Origin of the sequence: Brevibacterium sp. R8603A2, assembly GCF_023072605.1 — a bacterium.
In the GTDB taxonomy this organism is placed as follows: Bacteria; Actinomycetota; Actinomycetes; order Actinomycetales; family Brevibacteriaceae; genus Brevibacterium; species Brevibacterium pityocampae.
Genome location: NZ_JALLGN010000011.1, coordinates 58,848 through 77,038, shown reverse-complemented (window position 1 = coordinate 77,038; position 18,191 = coordinate 58,848). Strand labels below are relative to the sequence as shown.

Sequence of the window (18,191 nt, the reverse complement as noted above, 5' to 3'; positions counted from 1 at the left end):
GCCGAGAATTGCGATCCCGCGCCCGCCTGCGCTCTCACATGAGGGAGCGGAGGCGGGCGCGCTGCCGCTCGAGGATCTGCAGCTGCTCGAGCAGGCGGCCGCTCGTCGCCGCGTCGGCGGGGTCGGCGCGCTGGAGCCGCGAGTGGAGCTCGTCGGCGATCCGCACCATGTCCTTGTCGAAGAGACGCGCGATGATCCCGCGCGCATAGCGCTCGACACCCGCGGCGTCCTGGGCCGGGAGCGGTTCGACGGCGAGGCGCCCGACGAGCCCGCGCAGCTGCTCCGGTGCGGCCTCGAGCACCTTCTCCGGCCAGCTCTCCGGGTCGGCGAGCCCGGCCCGGATGCCGCCGGCGGCGCGCATCGCGTCATGGACCCCGCGGTGGGCGGGATCGGTGAACACCTTGCCGTTGAGCCCGTCGAACAGGGTCGCGTTGACGAAGGTCGGCTGCTGGAGGGCGACCTGGAGCGCGCCGCGCTCGACGCGCAGCCCGGTGACGTCGACCGGTCCCCCGCCGAGCTCCTGGGCGTAGGCGTCGACGGCCGCAGCGGTCTCCGCCGGGGATTCGGTGGGTGCAGGCAGTCCGCCGCGCTGGTCCCGTCCGCGCTGGTCCCGTCCGCCCGGTCCCGCCGGTCCGGGACCGCCCGGGCCGCGCCCGGCCGCCGGATTGCGCCCGGCAGCGGGATTGCGACGTCCGTCGCCGCGGCGCTGCGCGGCACGCACGGCCTGGGCCACCTCGGCGGGATCGATGCCGATGTGTCCGGCGACGAACCGTTCGTAGCCGGGACGCATCGCGGCGTCCCGGATCTGGGCGATGACCGGTGCGGCGGCGCGCACCGCCCCCACCCGGCCCTCGACGGTGCTGAGATCGAAGCGGTCGACGCTCGAGGTCAGCGCGAACTCGAAGAGCGGGCGGCGCGAGTCGATGAGCTCGCGCACCGCGGCGTCCCCGTGGGCCTGCCGCAGGTCGCAGGGGTCCATGCCGGAGCGCTCGACGGCGACGTAGGTCTGGGCGACGAAGCGCTGGTCCTCCTCGAAGGCCTTGAGCGCGGCCTTGCGACCGGCCTCGTCCCCGTCGAAGGTGAAGACGACCTCGCCGCCGTGCGTCTGGTCGTCGCCGAGCAGCCGGCGGGCGATCTTGATGTGCTCGGCGCCGAACGCGGTGCCGCAGGTCGCGACCGCCTGCTCGACCCCGGCGAGGTGGGCGGCCATGACGTCGGTGTACCCCTCGACGATGACGATCCGCTTGGTGCGGGCGATCGCGCGCTTGGCGAGGTCGAGGCCGTAGAGCACCTGGTTCTTCCGGTAGAGCACGGTCTCCGGGGTGTTGAGGTACTTGGGCCCCTGGTCGTCGTCGAACAGGCGCCGGGCGCCGAACCCGATCGTGCGGCCGGTGACGTCGCGGATCGGCCACACGAGGCGCCCGCGGAACCGGTCGTAGATGCCGCGCCGGCCCTGGCTGACGAGCCCGGAGGCGATGATGTCCTCGGTGACGTAGCCGCGGCCGCGCAGGTGGCCGAGCAGCGCGTCCCAGGACTGCGGGGCGAAGCCGACCCCGAAGGTCTGCTGCGCGTCCTCGCCGAAGCCGCGCTCGGCGAGGTAGGTCCGCCCGATCTCCGCGGCCGGGGAGCGCAGCTGCTCGCGGTAGAAGTCCGCGGCGACCTGGTGCATCTCGACGAGGCGCTGCCGGGTGCCTGCGGCCTCCCGATCCGGCCCGCGGCCCTCCTCGTACTGGAGTGCGACCCCGGTCTTCTCCGCGAGCCGCTCGACGGCCTCGACGAAGGTCATCCCGTCGATCTTCTGGAGGAACGCGAACACGTCCCCGCTCTCCCCGCACCCGAAGCAGTGGTACATCCCCACCTGGGGTCGGACGTGGAAGGACGGGGTGCGCTCGTCGTGGAAGGGGCACAGGCCCTTCTTCGAGCCGACGCCGGCGCTCTTGAGCGTGACGTACTCGCCCACCACCTCGTCGATCCGGGCGCGTGACCGGACCTCGTCGATGTCCTCGCGGCGGATCAGGCCGGCCACTAGAGCAGGCTCGCTTCGTCGGCCTGCATCCGGTGGTAGGCCGCCCAGGCGGAGTGGTCGGTGAGCGAGGCGACTTGGTCGACGACGACGCGCAGCCGTTCGGCGTCGGAGTCCGCCGCGCGGTGGTCGAGGAGGAACATCGTGTCCATCGCCTCGGGCCGTTCGCTGAAGTACTCGCCGAGCGTGGTGAGCACCCGGGCCTGGATGCGCTGCAGGCGCAGGCGGTCCTCGGCGACCATGACGGTGACGGTCGCCAGCCCCTTGAGGACGGCGATCTCGTGGCGGGTGGCCTCCGGCACGACGAGGTCGCCGTCGTAGCGGCCGAGCGGCTCCCAGCCGAACTCCTCGCGCGTCGCGGCCTCCGCGGCCCCGGCGAAGCGGCCGATGAGCTGGCTCGTCATGTGCTTGAGCCCGGCCTGCGAGCGACGGGAGCCGTCGTAGCGCTCGCGCGGCCAGTAGGCCGCCGACTGGAGCCGGTCGAGGGCGGAGATGATCTGCTCGTCGCGCGCCTCCGGCAGGTACCAGGAGCGGGTGATGTCGATGAGCCCGCCGAGCGCGTGGTCGTGGTGGTAGGCGAAGAGGTCGAGGTGGCCGGCGAACACCGCGTCCTCGACGTCGTGCACGGAGTAGGAGATGTCGTCGGCGAGGTCCATGAGCTGCGCCTCGATGCAGCGACGCGTGTCGGTGCGCCCATCGCGGAAGAACGCGAACACCGGCAGGTCGTCGGCGTAGGCGCCGAACTTCCGCAGCGGCGCCCCGGTGGTGGGCTTCACCGGCGCCTCGTCGCGCGACCACGGGTACTTCGTGCACGCGTCGAGGGTCGCGCGGGTGAGGTTGAGCCCGGCCGAGGCGCCGTCCTCGTTGAGGACCTTGGGCTCGAGCCGGGTGAGGATCCGCAGTGTCTGCGCATTGCCCTCGAAGCCGCCGATGTCCCGGCACAGCTCGTCGAGCACGGTCTCCCCGTTGTGCCCGAACGGCGGGTGGCCGAGGTCGTGGCTCAGGCACGCGGTGTCGACGATGTCGGGGTCGCAGCCGAGGTAGCGGGCGAGCTCACGACCCACCTGGGCGACCTCGAGGGAGTGGGTGAGCCGGGTGCGCACGAAGTCGTCGCTGCCCGGGGACACGACCTGGGTCTTCGCCCCGAGCCGGCGCAGGCCCGAGGAGTGGAGCACGCGGGCGCGGTCGCGCTGGAAGGCCGAGCGGCGCGGGTTCTTCGCGGCCTCGGGCACCCACCGCTCCTGGTCGTGGGCGGAGTACTCGGCGAGGCCGCCCGGGATCCCCGTCATCCTCAGCCCCCCGAGACGTCGAGCTCGGCGAGCGCGAGGTCGGCGCGCCGGGATTCCTCCATGACGCGGGAGTCGAGCCAGCCCTCGGGCAGGTGGGGCCGCTTGGGCCGGGTGGTGCGCCCGCGGGAGCCCTCGGCGTCGCGGCCGGGGTAGGGCGCGCTGCGGTCGAGCCCGTCGAGGTGCTCGCGGAGCTCGGCGAGCGAGGACACCATGGCGAGCGCGCGGCGCGCCTCGCCGCCGACCGGATAGCCTTTGAAGTACCAGGCGATGTGCTTGCGGAGGTCGCGGACGCCGTAGAACTCATCGCCGTAGTACTCCGCGAGGTACACCCCGTGGGTGTGGACGGCGTCGGCCACCGCGCCGAGATCCGGGCGGATCCGCTCCTCGCTGCCGGCGAAGGCGTGCGCGAGGTCCCCGAACAGCCACGGGCGACCCTGGCAGCCGCGGCCGATCACGACCCCGTCGCAGCCGGTGGTGCGCATCATCTCCAGGGCGTCCTCGGCGGCGAAGATGTCGCCGTTGCCGAGCACCGGGACGGTGTCGCCGAGGTGGTCCTTGAGGCGGGCGATCGCGTCCCAGTCCGCCTGCCCGGAGTAGAGGTCCGCGGTGGTGCGGCCGTGCAGGGTGATCGCGGCGACCCCGGCGTCGCGGGCGATCCGGCCGGCCTCGAGGTAGGTGAGGTGGTCGGCGTCGATGCCCTTGCGCATCTTGATGGTCAGCGGGATGCCCCCGCGGGAGGCCTCGCGCACCGCGGTGGTGACGATCGCGGTGAACAGGTCGGTCTTCCACGGCAGCGCGGAGCCCCCGCCCTTGCGGGTGACCTTGGGGACCGGGCAGCCGAAGTTGAGGTCGATGTGGTCGGCGCGGTCCTCCTCGACGAGCATCCGCACCGCCTGCCCGATCGTCACCGGGTCGACGCCGTAGAGCTGCACGGAGCGCGGGGTCTCGTAGGGCTCGTGGTGGATGATCCGCATGCTCTTGGGGCTGCGCTCGACGAGAGCGCGGCTGGTGACCATCTCGGTGACGTAGAGACCGGCCCCGTACTCGCGGCACAGCCGCCGGAAGGCGGTGTTCGTGATCCCGGCCATCGGCGCGAGCACGACGGGCGAGGACAGCTCGATCGGCCCGATCCACAGGGCGGGCCGGGCGGCTTCCTTCGCGGTGGGCGCAGGGGCGTGGAGGAGGGATGCAGCAGTCACCGCACCATTGTCCCACCACGAGTCAAACCGGGGTGCGGTGTCCACAGCTCCCGGTACCGGGGACGCGCACGCCGGTGCGAGCCCGGACTCACCCCTCCCGCGGCGGGTTGAAGGCGGGGATCCCGGTGAGGTGGGCGCCGAGGATGAGCGTGTGGACCTCGTCGGTGCCCTCGTAGGTGCGGACGGCCTCGAGGTTGTTCGCGTGGCGCTGCGGCGAGTACTCCGCCGACACCCCGTTGCCGCCGAGGATCGTCCGCGCCTCACGGCAGATCGCGATCGCGTCCCGGGTGTTCGCCAGCTTGCCCACGGAGATCTGCACCGGGTCGAGCTCTCCTGCGTCCTTGAGGCGCCCGGTGCGCTCGGCGACGAGCAGCCCGCGCTGGATGTCGAGCGCCATGTCGACGAGCTTGCGCTGGGTGAGCTGGAAGGACGCGATCGGCGCACCGAACTGCTCGCGGTCCAGGGCGTAGGAGCACGCGGTCTCGTACGAGTCGCGGGCCGCGCCGAGCACACCCCACATGATCCCGTAGCGGGCGTCGTTGAGGCAGGTGAACGGACCGGACAGGCCCTCCGCGCCCGGCAGCCGGGCGGAGTCGGGGACGCGCACCTCGGCGAGCTCGATCTCGCACTGGATCGAGGCGCGCATCGCGAACTTCGGCTCGATCACCGTCGCCGTGAAGCCGGGGGTGTCGGTGGGGACGACGAAGCCGCGCACCCCGTCCTCGGTCCGGGCCCAGATCACCGCGAGCTGCGCGATCGAGGCGAGCCCGATCCACCGCTTGCGCCCGCTGATGACCCAGTCGCCGCCGTCGCGGCGGGCCACGGTCTCCATCGAGGAGGGATCGGAGCCGGCGTTCGGCTCCGTGAGCCCGAAGCAGCCGATGACCTCGCCGCGCGCCATCGCCGGCAGGTGCTCGGCCTTCTGCTCCTCGGACCCCCAGTGGTGGATCGCGCCCATCGCGAGCGAGCCCTGCACGGACACGAAGGTGCGGATGCCGGCGTCGGCGGACTCGAACTCGAGGGAGGCGAGCCCGTACTCGACGGCGCTGCGTCCCGGGCAGCCCGGCGAGTCGAGGTGGATGCCGAGGTAGCCGCGCTCCCCCATCTCGCGCACGAGCTCGCGGGGGAACTCCGCGTGCTCGAACCAGTCGGCGACATGCGGGCGGATCGCCTCGTCGACGAAGCCGCGCACCTCGTCGCGGAATTCGAGCTCCTCGGCGCTGAACAGCGACTCGAGGCCGAGGAGGTCAGCCCGGGTGCGGAGTTCCCGGGTGCGCTCTGCAGCGGTGCTCTGGGCGATGGTGCGCTCGGTTCCGTGGGCCATGGCGTGCTCCTTCGTCGGCGATCGCCGTGTCCCGCGGGGCCGCGCGACACGCGGTGGATCTCGTCCGTCCCAGTCTGTCACGCCGCGGCGTAGCCTGGCACCGGGATGCGGGATCGCCCGCACCGCCGTGCACACGAGGAGGACCATGATCGCACTGCTCGCTGCGACGCCGATCCTCGTCGCCGTCCTCGTGCTCGTGTTCGGCAGGCCCGCGACCTGGGCGGCCGCAGCCGCCCTCGTCACCGCGGCAGCTGCCGCCCTCCTCGCCTTCCGCACCCCGGCCGGAGTGCTGGCCGCGAGCGGTGCGGACTACGCGCCGCTCCTCGCCGAGGTGCTGCTCATCCTCCTCTTCGGGATGATCCTCGCCCGGCTCCTCGAGGCGACCGGCGCGATGGCGCTGCTCTCCCGCTGGCTGCAGGACGCCTCGACCTCCGTCCCGGCCGGCACCGCGCTCGTCGTGTTCGGGGTGGTGCCCTTCGCGGAGTCCGTCACCGGGTTCGGGATCGGGATCACCGTCGGCATCCCGATCCTGCGGCGCCTGGGCCACCGTCCGGCACCGGCAGCGCTGCTCGGGCTGCTCGGGCTCACCGCGGTCCCCTGGGGCGCGCTCGGACCCGGCACCGCGGTGGCCGCCTCGCTCACGGGGCTCGGGCTCGACGAGCTCGGCGTCGCCACTGCGTGGGTCAACGCGCTCCCGGTCGCGGTCGCGGTGGTCGCCGTGGCGGTGCTGTGCGGGGCGCGCCGGGATCCCCGGGCGGCCGTCCCCGTACTCGCCGCCGGCGCGGTCCTGTGGGCGGGTGTGCTCGGTGCGAACATCCTCGTCGGCACGCCCCCGGCCGGTGTGCTCGGTTCGCTCTCGGTCATCCTGGTGCTCCTGCTGAGCGCACGCCTGCGCGGTGCCCGGCTGCGCGGCACCCGGCGCACCGTGCTCGCCGCGGTGCCCTACCTGGTCCTCACCTGCGGCCTGCTCGCCGCCCAGGCCCTCGCCGGTCTCCTCGACGCCGTCTGGCTCGACGTCCTCGCGTCTCCCCCGGTGTGGCTGCTCGCCGCGTGCCTCGTCGCGGTGCCCTCCGCTCCGGGGCCCGTCGACGGGCCCGCGGTGGTGGCCCGGGCGGCGCGCGCCTGGGTGCCGGTGGGCGTGGCGACGGGTCTGTTCATGATGCTCGGCTGGCTCATGACGGCGACCGGGATGAGCGCGGCGATCGGGGCCGCGCTCGCGGTGCTCGGCAACGCGCCGGGTCCGCTGCTGCTCGCGCTCGGCGGCATCGTCGCCGGTTCGAACACGGGGGCGAACGCGATGTTCGCAGGCACGGTGGCCTCGATGGCGGAGTCGACGGGCGCTTCGGTGCTCGGACTTGTGGCGGTCGGCAACGCCGCCGCGGCGTTCGCGAACATCGCGACCCCGCCCCGGGTCGCGCTCGCGGTGCAGGTCGGCGCCGGGGACGAGGCGCTGGCCGACGGCGGGGAGGACACGGCAGACGGATGCCGGACCGACCCGGCGGCGCAGCGGGCCGAGCTCGAGCGCGCCGTCGTCCGGGTGCAGCGGGCCACCGTCCTCTGCGTGCTCGCCGCGACCGTGCCGCTCGCCGTCCTCGCTGCGCTGCTCTAGCCGTTCCGGCCGGGATCGGCCGCCCCGCGGTCCCGCTCCCGCGGGCGCACGCCCTCACCCGAGCGGACGACGAGTGCGGCGATGGCGGTGGTCGCGGGGATCGCGAGCACGAGTCCGATCGAGCACACGAGCAGGCTCACCACCTCGATCGCGAGGCCACCGAGGGTGAGCGATTCGAGGAAGGACCGGGAGGACGATGCGACGAGGAGCAGCACGGTGAGACCGCCGCCGGCGAACGCGAAGGCGATGGTGTAGACGGTCGAGGCGATGTGGTCCCGGCCGATCCGCATCGCCGAGGCGAACAGCTCCCGGGCCCGGGCGTGCGGGCGGGCGAGGGCGAGCTCCCACACCGCCGCCGCCTGGGTGATCGTCACGTCGTTGAGGACGCCGAGGCCGGCGATGAGGATGCCGCACACCACGAGGTCCCCGGTCGACAGCTCCGCCGACCACGACAGCAGGTAGGTCTCCTCGGAGTAGATCCCGGCGAGCTTGGCCCAGCGCGTCCACAGCGCGCCGAGCACCCCGGTCACGGCGATGCCGGCGAGGGTGCCGAGCAGGGCTGTGGTGGTGCGGGCGGAGAACCCGTGCGCGAGGTAGAGCACGACGAGCATGATCACCGCCGCCGCCACGACCCCGACGAGCACCGCCGGGGAGCCGGCGAGCAGCGCCGGCAGCATGAACACGAGCATGACGCCGAAGGCGAACACGAGCCCGAGGAGCGCACGCAGCCCGCGCAGCCCCGCGACGAGGACGACGAGCAGCGCGTAGACGGCGGCGAGCACGGTGAGGGACACGTTCCGGTCGAAGTCGACGAACACGTAGTCCGCCGCTCCCGGATCCCCCGGGTCCGGGGCCGCCCCGCCGGGCGGGGCCTCGCCTGGCCCGCCGGTGATCGCCTCGGCGGCGGGATCGGAGGCCGCCTCGGCGTCCATCCCGATCGCCTTGACCCGGTCTCCCGGCGCGAGGCCGGCGCGCATCGCCTCGGGCGGGACGAACAGCGAGCCCTCGGCGCCGTCGACCTCGACCGCGATCGCCGCGCACCCGGAGGACTCCGCATCCGGACACGCCCGGAGGTCGACCATCGTCACCGTCCCGGACACGTACGTCGTCCCCTCCCCGAGCGCCGTCGGATCCCAGCCGCCGTCCTCGCCCGCGGCCGGCCACAGGAGCACGAGCCCGGAGACGGCGAGGACCGCCAGCGGGACGAGGAGTCCCAGCATGACGGTCCAGGCGCGCCTCGACGCCCGCGGAGCCCGGCTCCCGGCGATGAGGTGCATGCGCGGCGGGTCAGCCGGCGAGGTCGGTCGCGAGGTACGCGACGACCTCGTCGAGCGGGATCCGCTCCTGCGACATGTCGTCGCGACGCCGGATGGTCACCGCGTCGTCGTCGAGCGTGTCGAAGTCGACGGTGATGCAGAACGGGGTGCCGATCTCGTCCTGGCGGCGGTAGCGGCGGCCGATCGCCCCGGCGTCGTCGAAGTCGACGTTCCAGCGCTTCCGCAGGTCCGCGGCGAGCTCCTTGGCCTTGGGCGAGAGCTTCTCGTTGCGGCTCAGCGGCAGCACCGCGGCCTTGACCGGGGCGAGCCGCGGGTCGAGCTTGAGCACGATCCGCTTGTCGACGCCGCCCTTGGTGTTGGGTGCCTCGTCCTCGGTGTAGGCATCGACGAGGAACGCCATCATCGAGCGGGTGAGTCCGAAGGACGGCTCGATGACGTAGGGCGTGTAGCGGGTGTTCGCCGCCTGGTCGAAGTACTGCATCTTGTGTCCGGAGTGCTCGGTGTGATTGCCGAGGTCGAAATCGGTGCGGTTGGCGATGCCCATGAGCTCGCCCCAGGTGCTGCCCTGGAACCCGAACTTGTACTCGATGTCGACGGTCGCCGCCGAGTAGTGGGCGCGCTCGCCGTCGGGCACGTCGAAGCGGCGCATGTTGTCCGGGTCGATGCCGAGGTCGACGAACCAGTCCCAGCAGGCCTCGACCCACTCGTGGTAGTACTTCTCCGCGTCGTCGGGGTGGGTGAAGTACTCGATCTCCATCTGCTCGAACTCGCGGGTGCGGAAGATGAAGTTGCCGGGGGTGATCTCGTTGCGGAACGCCTTGCCGATCTGGCCGATGCCGAACGGGGGCTTCTTCCGGTTGGCGGTGACGACGTTGGCGAAGTTGACGAAGATGCCCTGCGCGGTCTCCGGGCGGAGGTAGTGGAGGCCCTCCTCGTTGTCGACGGCGCCGAGGTAGGTCTTCATGAGGCCGGAGAACTGCTGGGGCTCGGTCCACGCGCCCTCCTGCCCGGTCTCCGGATCGCGGATGTCGGCGAGCCCGTTCTCCGGCTCGCGCCCGTGCTTGGCGACGTAGGCCTCGATGAGGTGGTCGGCGCGGTAGCGCTTGTGGGTGTGGAGGGATTCGACGAGCGGGTCGACGAAGGTCTCGACGTGCCCGGAGGCCTCCCACACCGCGCGCGGCAGGATGATCGAGGAGTCGAGCCCGACCATGTCCTCGCGGCCGCGCACGAAGTTCTGCCACCACAGGGCCTTGATGTTCTCCTTGAGCTCGACGCCCAGCGGCCCGTAGTCCCAGGCCGAACGGGATCCGCCGTAGATCTCACCCGCCTGGAACACGAAGCCGCGCCGCTTGGCCAGGGTGATGACGGAATCCAATGTCGATGCCACAGATGTCTCCTCGGTTCGGGGGCGAACGGCTGGCTGTCGTCCGCATGCGGATCCAGCGTATCGAATGCGCGCCCGGTTCGGACCCGCGTCCCGGTGCGCGGCCGCGCAGCCGCCCAGGGCGCGGCTGTGTCTTCCCTCACCCTCGGCGCCGAACCGCCCGGCTCGGGCACCGCGGCATGTAGACTGGCCGGACACCCAAACCTTTCACCGCCGTCATGGTGCCAGGAGTTCGACTGCCCCGGGCAGCGAGCACTGCTCGACGCACCGCGTGCCGCCCGTCACATTGCGTTCGTTGCGCGTCACGCGTCCTCGATTCGACGGCACCGGCCGATCTGCTCACCACCGTTGCAGTGCGGCTGCGCATGGGTCGATCGCCAAACCCGTCCACTGCGATCAAGTGTGTGCCGATCCGCGAAGAGAGCCTTTGATGTCCGCTGAGGATATGACCACCCCTGCCCCCGTCTCCACCGAGAAGACCCCCGAGAGCACCGCTCCCGCCCAGGCCGCACCGGCCGAGGCCGGGTCCGCCGCCGCTCCGGCAGCGCCCGCCGACGAGCTGCCGCCGTTCGACGCCTTCGACCTCGATCCCGCCGTGCTCGCCGCGGTCAAGGACCTCGGCTACGAGACCCCGTCCCAGATCCAGGCGCAGACGATCCCGCTGCTGACCTCCGGCCGCGACGTCATCGGCCTGGCGCAGACCGGCACCGGCAAGACCGCCGCGTTCGCCCTGCCCGTGCTCAGCCACCTCGCGCACGCCGGCCGCGCCTCCGAGGGCCCGTTCGCCCTCGTCCTCACCCCCACCCGCGAGCTCGCGCTCCAGGTGGCCGAGGCGTTCACGAGCTTCGCCGCCCACCTCCCGGACTTCTCCGTGCTGCCGATCTACGGCGGCCAGTCCTACGGCCCGCAGCTCGGCGGCCTGCGCCGCGGCGCGCAGGTGGTCGTCGGCACCCCCGGGCGCGTCATCGACCATCTCAAGCGCGGCTCCCTCAAGCTCGGCGACCTCCGCCACCTCGTGCTCGACGAGGCCGACGAGATGCTCAAGATGGGCTTCCAGGAGGACATCGAGGAGATCTTCGCGCAGGCCGGCACCGCCCGCCAGGTGGCGCTGTTCTCCGCGACCATGCCGAAGTCGATCCACCGGATCACCGGCCAGTACCTCAACGACCCGGCCGAGGTGCGGGTCAAGTCGAAGACCACGACGGGCGCGAACATCCGCCAGCGGTTCCTCACCGTCATGCACTCCCACAAGCTCGACGCGCTCACCCGCATCCTCGAGGTCGAGGAGTACGACGGCATCATCATGTTCGTCCGCACCAAGCAGGCCACCGAGGAGCTCGCCGACAAGCTGCGCGCCCGCGGGCTGTCCGCCGCGGCGATCAACGGCGACATCCCGCAGCAGGCGCGCGAGCGGACGGTCGAGCAGCTCCGCAGCGGCGCGATCGACATCCTCGTCGCCACCGATGTCGCCGCCCGCGGCCTCGACGTCGAGCGGATCTCGCTCGTCGTCAACTACGACATCCCGCACGACACCGAGTCCTACGTCCACCGGATCGGCCGGACCGGCCGTGCCGGCCGCTCCGGCGAGGCGATCCTGTTCGTCACCCCGCGCGAGAACCACCTGCTGCGCCAGATCGAGAAGGCCACCCGCCAGCGCGTCGAGCAGCTCACCCTGCCGACCGTCGAGCAGCTGACCTCGACCCGCATCGAGCGCTTCCAGAACCGCATCACCGAGGCGCTCTCCGGGCTCGACCTGTCCGAGGTGCGCCCCGTCATCGAGCAGTACGAGCAGGTCCACGACGTGCCCGCCTCGGAGATCGCCGCCGCACTCGCGGTGCTGCTCCTCGACGGCGAGTCGCTCACTGCGCAGCCGCTGCCCGAGCCCAAGCGCAAGCAGCGCGAGGACCGGGGCGAGCGCGGGCCGCGCGGTCCGCGGTCGCGTGAGGGCATGCGCACCTACCGGCTGGCCGTGGGCCGCAACGAGCGCGTCCAGCCCGGCGGCATCGTCGGGGCGCTCGCGAACGAGGGCGGCCTGACCTCGGGTCAGATCGGCCACATCGACATCCGCTCGAACCACTCGCTCGTCGACCTGCCCGACGACCTGCCGCAGTCGGTGTTCGACCGCCTGTCCGGCACCCGCGTCCAGGGCAAGCGGATCGATCTGCGCCCCGACACCGGCCGCCCGGGCCGCTCGTTCCCCAAGAAGAACTTCGACAAGGGTCCGGGCGAGGGCCGCAAGTTCCGCCAGGAGCGCGACGGCAAGAAGGGCTTCTACCGTGGGGGCAAGGGTCGCTGAGCCCCACCCGCACGCGGCCGCCGCGCGGCTGAGCACACCCGCCGGGCTGTCCCGGCCGACCGCCGCGCCGCGCGGTACCGGACATGCCGCCCGTCATAGGATGGGCGGCATGTCCGTTCGCGTCTCCGCGCTCTTCCGCTACCCGGTCAAAGGCTTCCCGGCCGAGCCGCTCGACTCCGGCACAGTGCGCGCCGGCACGGGCTTCGACGGCGACCGGGCGGCGGCCTTCAGCAGCGGGCGCCTGCCCGTGCCGGCGGACTCGTGGAGTCCCTACCGCGGCTTCGCCGTCCTCAAGACCGACATGAGCCTCGAGGCCTGGCAGGTGAGCTCGACCGCCGCCGAGGCGCCCGCCGGGTCCGCATCGGGCGGCGACCCCGGGATGGTCGGCGGCTCCCCCGGCGCCCCGGCCCGGGCGATCACGCTACGCGCCCCGGACGGTGAGCGCACCGGGTTCCGCACCGATGACGCCGACTCCCTCGCGGCCGCCTCGACGTTCCTCGCCGCGCGCCTGCGCCCCCAGGGCGAGCACCCGCGCCGCCTCGTCGTCGCAGGCCAGGGGATGTTCGACTCCCGCGCCTCGGGCGTGTCGCTCATCAACCCGGCAACGGTCGAGATGCTCGGGGAGGCCGCGGGCGTCGACCTCGACCCGCTCCGCTTCCGCGGCAACGTCCACCTCAGCGGCCTGGCTCCGTGGGAGGAGTTCGGACTCATCGGGCGGGTGGTGCGCGTGGGCTCGGCGCGTCTGCTCATCCGCGCCTCGATCGAACGCTGCCCCGCCACCCGGGTGAATCCCCGGACCGCGGAGGACGACGTCAACGTGCCCCGGCTGCTCGCCGGGGTGTTCGGGCATCTCCATCTGGGCGTCTACGGGATCGTGCTCGAGCCCGGCACGGTGGGCGTGGGCGACGCGCTCCTCATCGAGGGCGGATCGTGCGCTAAGCACGGGCCCGGAACCGAAGAGCACCACCACGACGCCGGAGCGCCCGCGGCCCTCGACCCGCGGGTGAAGTCCCCGCTCACCACCCCGCGCCCGGCCACGGTCCTCGACTCCGCGGAGATCGACCCGGGGCGCGTCCGAGTGCGCCTGCGCGACGAGCTCGGCTGGTTCGCCGCCCTCCACCGACCCGGCATGCATGCGCGCGTCCACCTCCTCACCGAGGCGGGGCCGCTGTGGCGCACGTACACCGTCACCGCCGCCACCGGGAGCACGTTCGAGCTCGGCGTCGGGGTCGACGGCGTCGGCTCCCGCACCCTCACCGCACTGCCGCCGGGGGCGCAGGTGCTCGTCTCCGGCCCGTTCGGCCGGGTCACCGCGGACACGCTGCGCGCCCCGCGCACCCTCGTGCTCACCGCCGGGATCGGCATCACCCCGGCGCTCGGGCTGCTGCCCGGCCTGGGCGATCGGTCGGTCGATGTCCTCCATGTCGAACGCGGGCGGACCCCGAGCGGCTTCTTCCGCGCGCTCGTCGACGCCGCCGGGGCACTCCCCGCGGCGCGCGTGCGGCGCTGGTCGACTCAGGAGCGGGGTCGGCCGGACGCAGACGCGCTCGGCGCGGTGCTCACCGAGATGCTCGACGCACCTGTGGATACAGATCCGGCGGGTCCCGGGGAACCGGCCGCCCCGAGCTCAGCGGACCGTGGCGGCGCTGCTGTCGATGTCGTGCTGTGCGGCCCGCCCGGCTTCCTCGCCGCGGCCGCCGAGGCCGCCCACCGCGTCGGGGTCCCGGCCGCACACGCCCACCGCGAGATCTTCTCCTCGCCGGCACCGATCGACGCCGGCGGCACGGTCGACCTCACCGCGTGGGAGCCGGCGACGGTGCGCACGCTGACCGCCGACGGCTCGACAGGTCCCGAGCTCGCCTGGACCCCGGCCGCGGGATTCCTCCTCGATGCGCTCGAGGCCCGCGGGATCGACGTGGCGAGCTCGTGCCGGGGCGGTTCGTGCGGCACCTGCGCGCTGCGCCTCGTGTCCGGCCAGGTCGCCTATCCGGTGGAGCCGGCGGCGGCCTTCGACGACGACGAGGTCATCACGTGCTCGGCGGTCCCGGTCGGGGATGTCGAGCTCACCCTCGACGAGTGAGCCGCACCCACCTCGGGCACGGCGAGGGCTCCGTTCCGCGGTGCGGAGCCGGGCCGGACCGCCTCAGCGCCCGGCTGCGGTGTCGACCGCCCCGCCGAAGCGCCGGTCGCGGCGCGCGTACTCCTCGATCGCGGCCCACAGGGTGCGGCGGTCGACGTCGGGCCACAGCACGTCCTGGAACACGAGCTCTGCGTAGGCCGACTGCCAGAGGAGGAAGTTCGAGGTGCGCTGCTCACCCGAGGACCGGAGGAACAGGTCGACATCGGGCACCCCGGGAGCGTAGAAGCGGGAGGCGAGCGCCTTCTCCGTCACCTTCCCCGGGGTCAGCCGGCCGGCGGCGACCGCTTCGGTGATCGCGTTGACCGCATCGAGGATCTCCGCGCGCCCCCCGTAGTTCACGCAGAACTGGAGGACGAGCCCGGTGTTGTGCCGCGTCATCTCCTCGGCCGCCTCGAGCTCGGCGATGACGGAGCGCCACAGGCGGCCGCGCCTGCCGGCCCACACGATCCGCACCCCGAGGGCGTGGAGCTCGTCGCGGCGGCGGCGGATGACGTCGCGGTTGAAGCCCATGAGGAACCGGACCTCCTCCGGGGAGCGCTTCCAGTTCTCGGTGGAGAAGGCGTAGGCGGAGAGGTGGTCGACGCCGGCCTCGATCGCCCCGTGGATGACCTCGAGGAGCGCGAACTCCCCGGCCTTGTGCCCCTCGGTGCGCGGCAGGCCCCGGTCGTTCGCCCAGCGTCCGTTGCCGTCCATGACGACCGCGACGTGCCTGGGCACGAACTTCCGCGGGATCTCCGGCGGGCGCGCTCCGGACGGGTGCGGCGGCGGCACTGCGGGGTGCCCGCCGGCGGTCGGAGCGGGATCGGGGCGACGGGGGCTCATGCGTTCTCCAGGACCGTGAAGGACTTGACGTGGCGCTCGAGGTGCCACTGGACGTACAGCGTGACGAGGCGGGAGGCCTCGGCGGCATGGTGGGGTGCGGTCGCCTCGGCCCGGACCCAGTCCCCGGACAGCAGGGCGGCGAGGTGGAGGACGGTCTCCGTGGTCGGCAGCGCGGTGCCGTGCTGGCGGCAGGCCGAGCACACGGCCCCGCCGAGCGCCGGGGAGAACGCCCGGTGCGGGCCGGGTTCGCCGCACTGGGCGCAGTTCCACAGGCTCGGCGCCCAGCCGGCGACGGCCATCGCGCGCAGCAGGTAGGCGTCGAGGGCGAGCCTGGGTGGGTGCTCGCCCCGGCACAGGGAGCGGATCGCGGACACGAGGAGGAGGTACTGGGCGCGGGAGCGGGGTTCGGCCTCGGTGAGCCGGGTGCAGGTCTCGGCCATGACGTTCGCCGCGGAGTACGTGCTGTAGTCGGCGCCGATCGCGCGGGCGAAGGGCTCGATGAGCTCGACCTGGGTGACGACGTCGAGGCTGCGTCCCACGTGGCACTGGACGTCGACGAGCATGAATGGCTCGAGCCGGGAGCCGAACCGGGACTTCGTGCGTCGGATCCCCTTGGCCACCGCCCGGACGAGCCCGTGGTTGCGGGTGAGGATGAGGACGATGCGGTCGGCCTCGCCGAGCTTGTGGCCGCCGACCACGATCCCCTCGTCCCGGTACTGCTTCATCCCTCCATTATCGTCGCCCGGCCTGGGAGGCGGCTGACGCACACGCCGGGGACGCACCGCCGGAAGCACCGCAGGTGGTCGCAGAACCATGATCCCGGCGGGGGAATCGTGGATCTGCGACCACCTGACGGCGGGGCGGGAGCTCGGGCCGGCGGCTCAGCCCTGGCGCACGGCGCGGTTGACGGCGCTGATCACGGCCTTGAGCGAGGACTTGGTGATGTTCGGGTGGAGACCCGCACCCCACAGCACCCGGTCGCCGACGGCGAGCTCGACGTAGGACGCCGCGACGGTGTCCGCACCGGTGCCCACTGCGTGCTCGGTGTAGTCCTGCAGCCGGATGTCGAGGTCGAACTGCTCGGTGAGGAGGTTGACGAGGGCGTTGATCGGGCCGTTGCCGCGGCTCTCGTAGGTGCGCTCCTGGCCGTCGACGAGGAGGTCGACCTCGATGGTCTCGGAGTTCTTCGTCGTCGGCTCGTCGGCGATGTTCGCCGACGCGGTGCGCAGGCCCATGATCTTGAACCGGCCCCAGGCCTCGGCGTCGCCGTCCGACGGCAGGTACTCGTCGTTGAAGATCCGCCAGATCTCCGGTGCGGAGACCTCGCCGCCGGACTCCGAGCGGCCCTGCACGACCTGCGAGAACTCGACCTGGAGGCGGCGCGGCAGGTCGAGTCCGTGCTCGGTCTTGAGCAGGTAGGACACTCCGCCCTTGCCGGACTGCGAGTTCACGCGGATGACCGCCTCGTAGGAGCGGCCCAGGTCCTTGGGGTCGACCGGCAGGTAGGGCATGTCCCATTCCATCTGCTCGATGGGTACGCCGGCGGCCTGCGCCCGCTTCTCCCGGTCGACGAACGCCTTGTTGATCGCGTCCTGGTGGGAGCCGGAGAAGGAGGTGAAGACGAGGTCGCCGCCGTAGGGATGGCGCTCGTGCACGCCGATCTGGTTGCAGTGGGTGACGGTGCGGATGACCTCGTCGATGTCGGAGAAGTCGAGCTCCGGGTCGATGCCCTGCGAGTACAGGTTGAGGGCGACGGTGACGAGGTCGAGGTTGCCGGTCCGCTCGCCGTTGCCGAACAGGCAGCCCTCGATGCGGTCCGCGCCGGCCATGATGCCCAGCTCCGCGGCGGCCACGCCGGTGCCGCGATCGTTGTGCGGGTGGAGGGAGACGGCGACGTCCTCGCGGTAGGGCATGTGGCGGCAGAACCACTCGATCTGGTCGGCATAGGTGTTCGGGGTGCCGCGCTCCACCGTGGCCGGCAGGTTGACGACGGTCTCCCGGCCGGCGGCCGGCTGCCACATGTCGAGGACGTTGCCGACGACGTCGAGCGCGAACTCCGGTTCGGTGTCGACGAAGATCTCCGGGGAGTACTCGTAGCCGAAGTCGGCGTCGCCGAGCAGGCTCTCGGCGTGCTTCATCACGGCCTGGGTGCCGCGCATCGCGATGTCGCGGGTCTCGTCGAAGCCGTCGCCGTCGAAGCCGAACACGACCTTGCGGAACACCGGTGCGGTCGCGTTGTAGAGGTGGACGGTCGGCATCTTCGCGCCGACGAGACTCTCCACGGTGCGCTCGATGAGGTCCTCGCGGGCCTGGGTGAGGACGGAGATCCGCACGTCGTCGGGGATCGCGTCCTCTTCGATGATCTGCCGGACGAAGTCGAAGTCGGGCTGGCTGGCCGCCGGGAAGCCGACCTCGATCTCCTTGAAGCCGAGCTTGACGAGGAGATCGAACATGCGGCGCTTGCGATCCGGGGTCATCGGGTCGATGAGCGCCTGGTTGCCGTCGCGCAGGTCGGTGCTGAGCCAGCGGGGAGCGCGGGTGATGCGCTGGTCGGGCCAGGTCCGGTCGTGCATGTCGATCCGGATGCGGTCGAAGAACGACTTGTACTTGGCGAACGGCATGGGGCTGGGCTTCTGCAGGTGGGTCACTTCAGGGTCCTTGATCTCGACGGGTTTCGACCGACAGCATCGACTCCGCGGCGAGGATGCGGCCTGAGTCAGGCCTCGCCGCGGCACTGAAGAAGAAGGAGCGCCTGCCTATTCATGCTCCTCACTGTATGCGCAACCGCCGTCGAGGTCACCCGGCGAGCCCACCATGTGGGACGACGA

General features: G+C 72.5%; 12 protein-coding genes. 3 read left to right on the top strand and 9 right to left on the bottom strand.

What is annotated here, in order from left to right; translation table 11 throughout:
• Positions 1–34: 34 nt before the first annotated feature.
• From dnaG to MTQ12_RS11680, 4 genes are all read right to left on the bottom strand, one after another.
• Positions 35–2,026 (bottom strand): DNA primase, encoded by a 1,992-nt coding sequence (gene dnaG / locus MTQ12_RS11695; protein ID WP_247618747.1) that lies wholly within the window; start codon positions 2,024–2,026, stop codon positions 35–37.
• Positions 2,026–3,312, bottom strand: a complete 1,287-nt coding sequence (locus tag MTQ12_RS11690) for a deoxyguanosinetriphosphate triphosphohydrolase (RefSeq protein WP_247618746.1) — start codon at positions 3,310–3,312, stop codon at positions 2,026–2,028. The genes dnaG and MTQ12_RS11690 overlap by 1 nt, the downstream gene beginning before the upstream one ends.
• A 2-nt stretch (positions 3,313–3,314) precedes the next feature.
• On the bottom strand, positions 3,315–4,448 hold the full coding sequence (gene dusB, locus MTQ12_RS11685; RefSeq protein ID WP_247618781.1) for a tRNA dihydrouridine synthase DusB: 1,134 nt from the start codon (positions 4,446–4,448) through the stop codon (positions 3,315–3,317).
• A 151-nt stretch (positions 4,449–4,599) separates the two neighbouring features.
• Positions 4,600–5,835 (bottom strand): acyl-CoA dehydrogenase family protein, encoded by a 1,236-nt coding sequence (locus MTQ12_RS11680; RefSeq protein ID WP_247618745.1) that lies wholly within the window; start codon positions 5,833–5,835, stop codon positions 4,600–4,602.
• A 145-nt stretch (positions 5,836–5,980) separates the two neighbouring features.
• On the opposite strand from MTQ12_RS11680, the gene MTQ12_RS11675 reads away from it, so the two are divergent.
• Complete coding sequence (locus tag MTQ12_RS11675; protein ID WP_247618744.1) at positions 5,981–7,444, top strand: L-lactate permease; 1,464 nt, start codon at positions 5,981–5,983, stop codon at positions 7,442–7,444.
• Here MTQ12_RS11675 and MTQ12_RS11670 read toward each other — a convergent pair.
• Both MTQ12_RS11670 and MTQ12_RS11665 read right to left on the bottom strand, forming a co-directional pair.
• A complete protein-coding gene (locus MTQ12_RS11670) occupies positions 7,441–8,664 on the bottom strand; it encodes a YibE/F family protein (protein ID WP_247618743.1) in 1,224 nt (407 codons plus the stop codon). The two genes, MTQ12_RS11675 and MTQ12_RS11670, sit on opposite strands and share 4 nt — an antisense overlap.
• 67 nt (positions 8,665–8,731) lie before the next feature.
• On the bottom strand, positions 8,732–10,108 hold the full coding sequence (locus tag MTQ12_RS11665) for a glycine--tRNA ligase (RefSeq protein WP_137319897.1): 1,377 nt from the start codon (positions 10,106–10,108) through the stop codon (positions 8,732–8,734).
• Between the two features lie 442 nt (positions 10,109–10,550).
• On the opposite strand from MTQ12_RS11665, the gene MTQ12_RS11660 reads away from it, so the two are divergent.
• Positions 10,551–12,401 (top strand): DEAD/DEAH box helicase, encoded by a 1,851-nt coding sequence (locus MTQ12_RS11660; RefSeq protein ID WP_247618742.1) that lies wholly within the window; start codon positions 10,551–10,553, stop codon positions 12,399–12,401.
• Between the two features lie 109 nt (positions 12,402–12,510).
• Positions 12,511–14,481, top strand: coding sequence for a 2Fe-2S iron-sulfur cluster-binding protein (locus tag MTQ12_RS11655; protein ID WP_247618741.1), 1,971 nt, complete (start codon positions 12,511–12,513; stop codon positions 14,479–14,481).
• Positions 14,482–14,544: 63 nt separating this feature from the next.
• Here MTQ12_RS11655 and MTQ12_RS11650 read toward each other — a convergent pair whose 3' ends face one another.
• From MTQ12_RS11650 to leuA, 3 genes are all read right to left on the bottom strand, one after another.
• Positions 14,545–15,363 (bottom strand): isoprenyl transferase, encoded by an 819-nt coding sequence (locus tag MTQ12_RS11650; protein WP_247618740.1) that lies wholly within the window; start codon positions 15,361–15,363, stop codon positions 14,545–14,547.
• On the bottom strand, positions 15,360–16,088 hold the full coding sequence (recO, locus tag MTQ12_RS11645; RefSeq protein ID WP_247618739.1) for a DNA repair protein RecO: 729 nt from the start codon (positions 16,086–16,088) through the stop codon (positions 15,360–15,362). The genes MTQ12_RS11650 and recO overlap by 4 nt, the downstream gene beginning before the upstream one ends.
• A gap of 156 nt (positions 16,089–16,244) precedes the next feature.
• Positions 16,245–18,011, bottom strand: coding sequence for a 2-isopropylmalate synthase (leuA, locus tag MTQ12_RS11640; protein WP_247618738.1), 1,767 nt, complete (start codon positions 18,009–18,011; stop codon positions 16,245–16,247).
• Between the last annotated feature and the right edge of the window lie 180 nt (positions 18,012–18,191).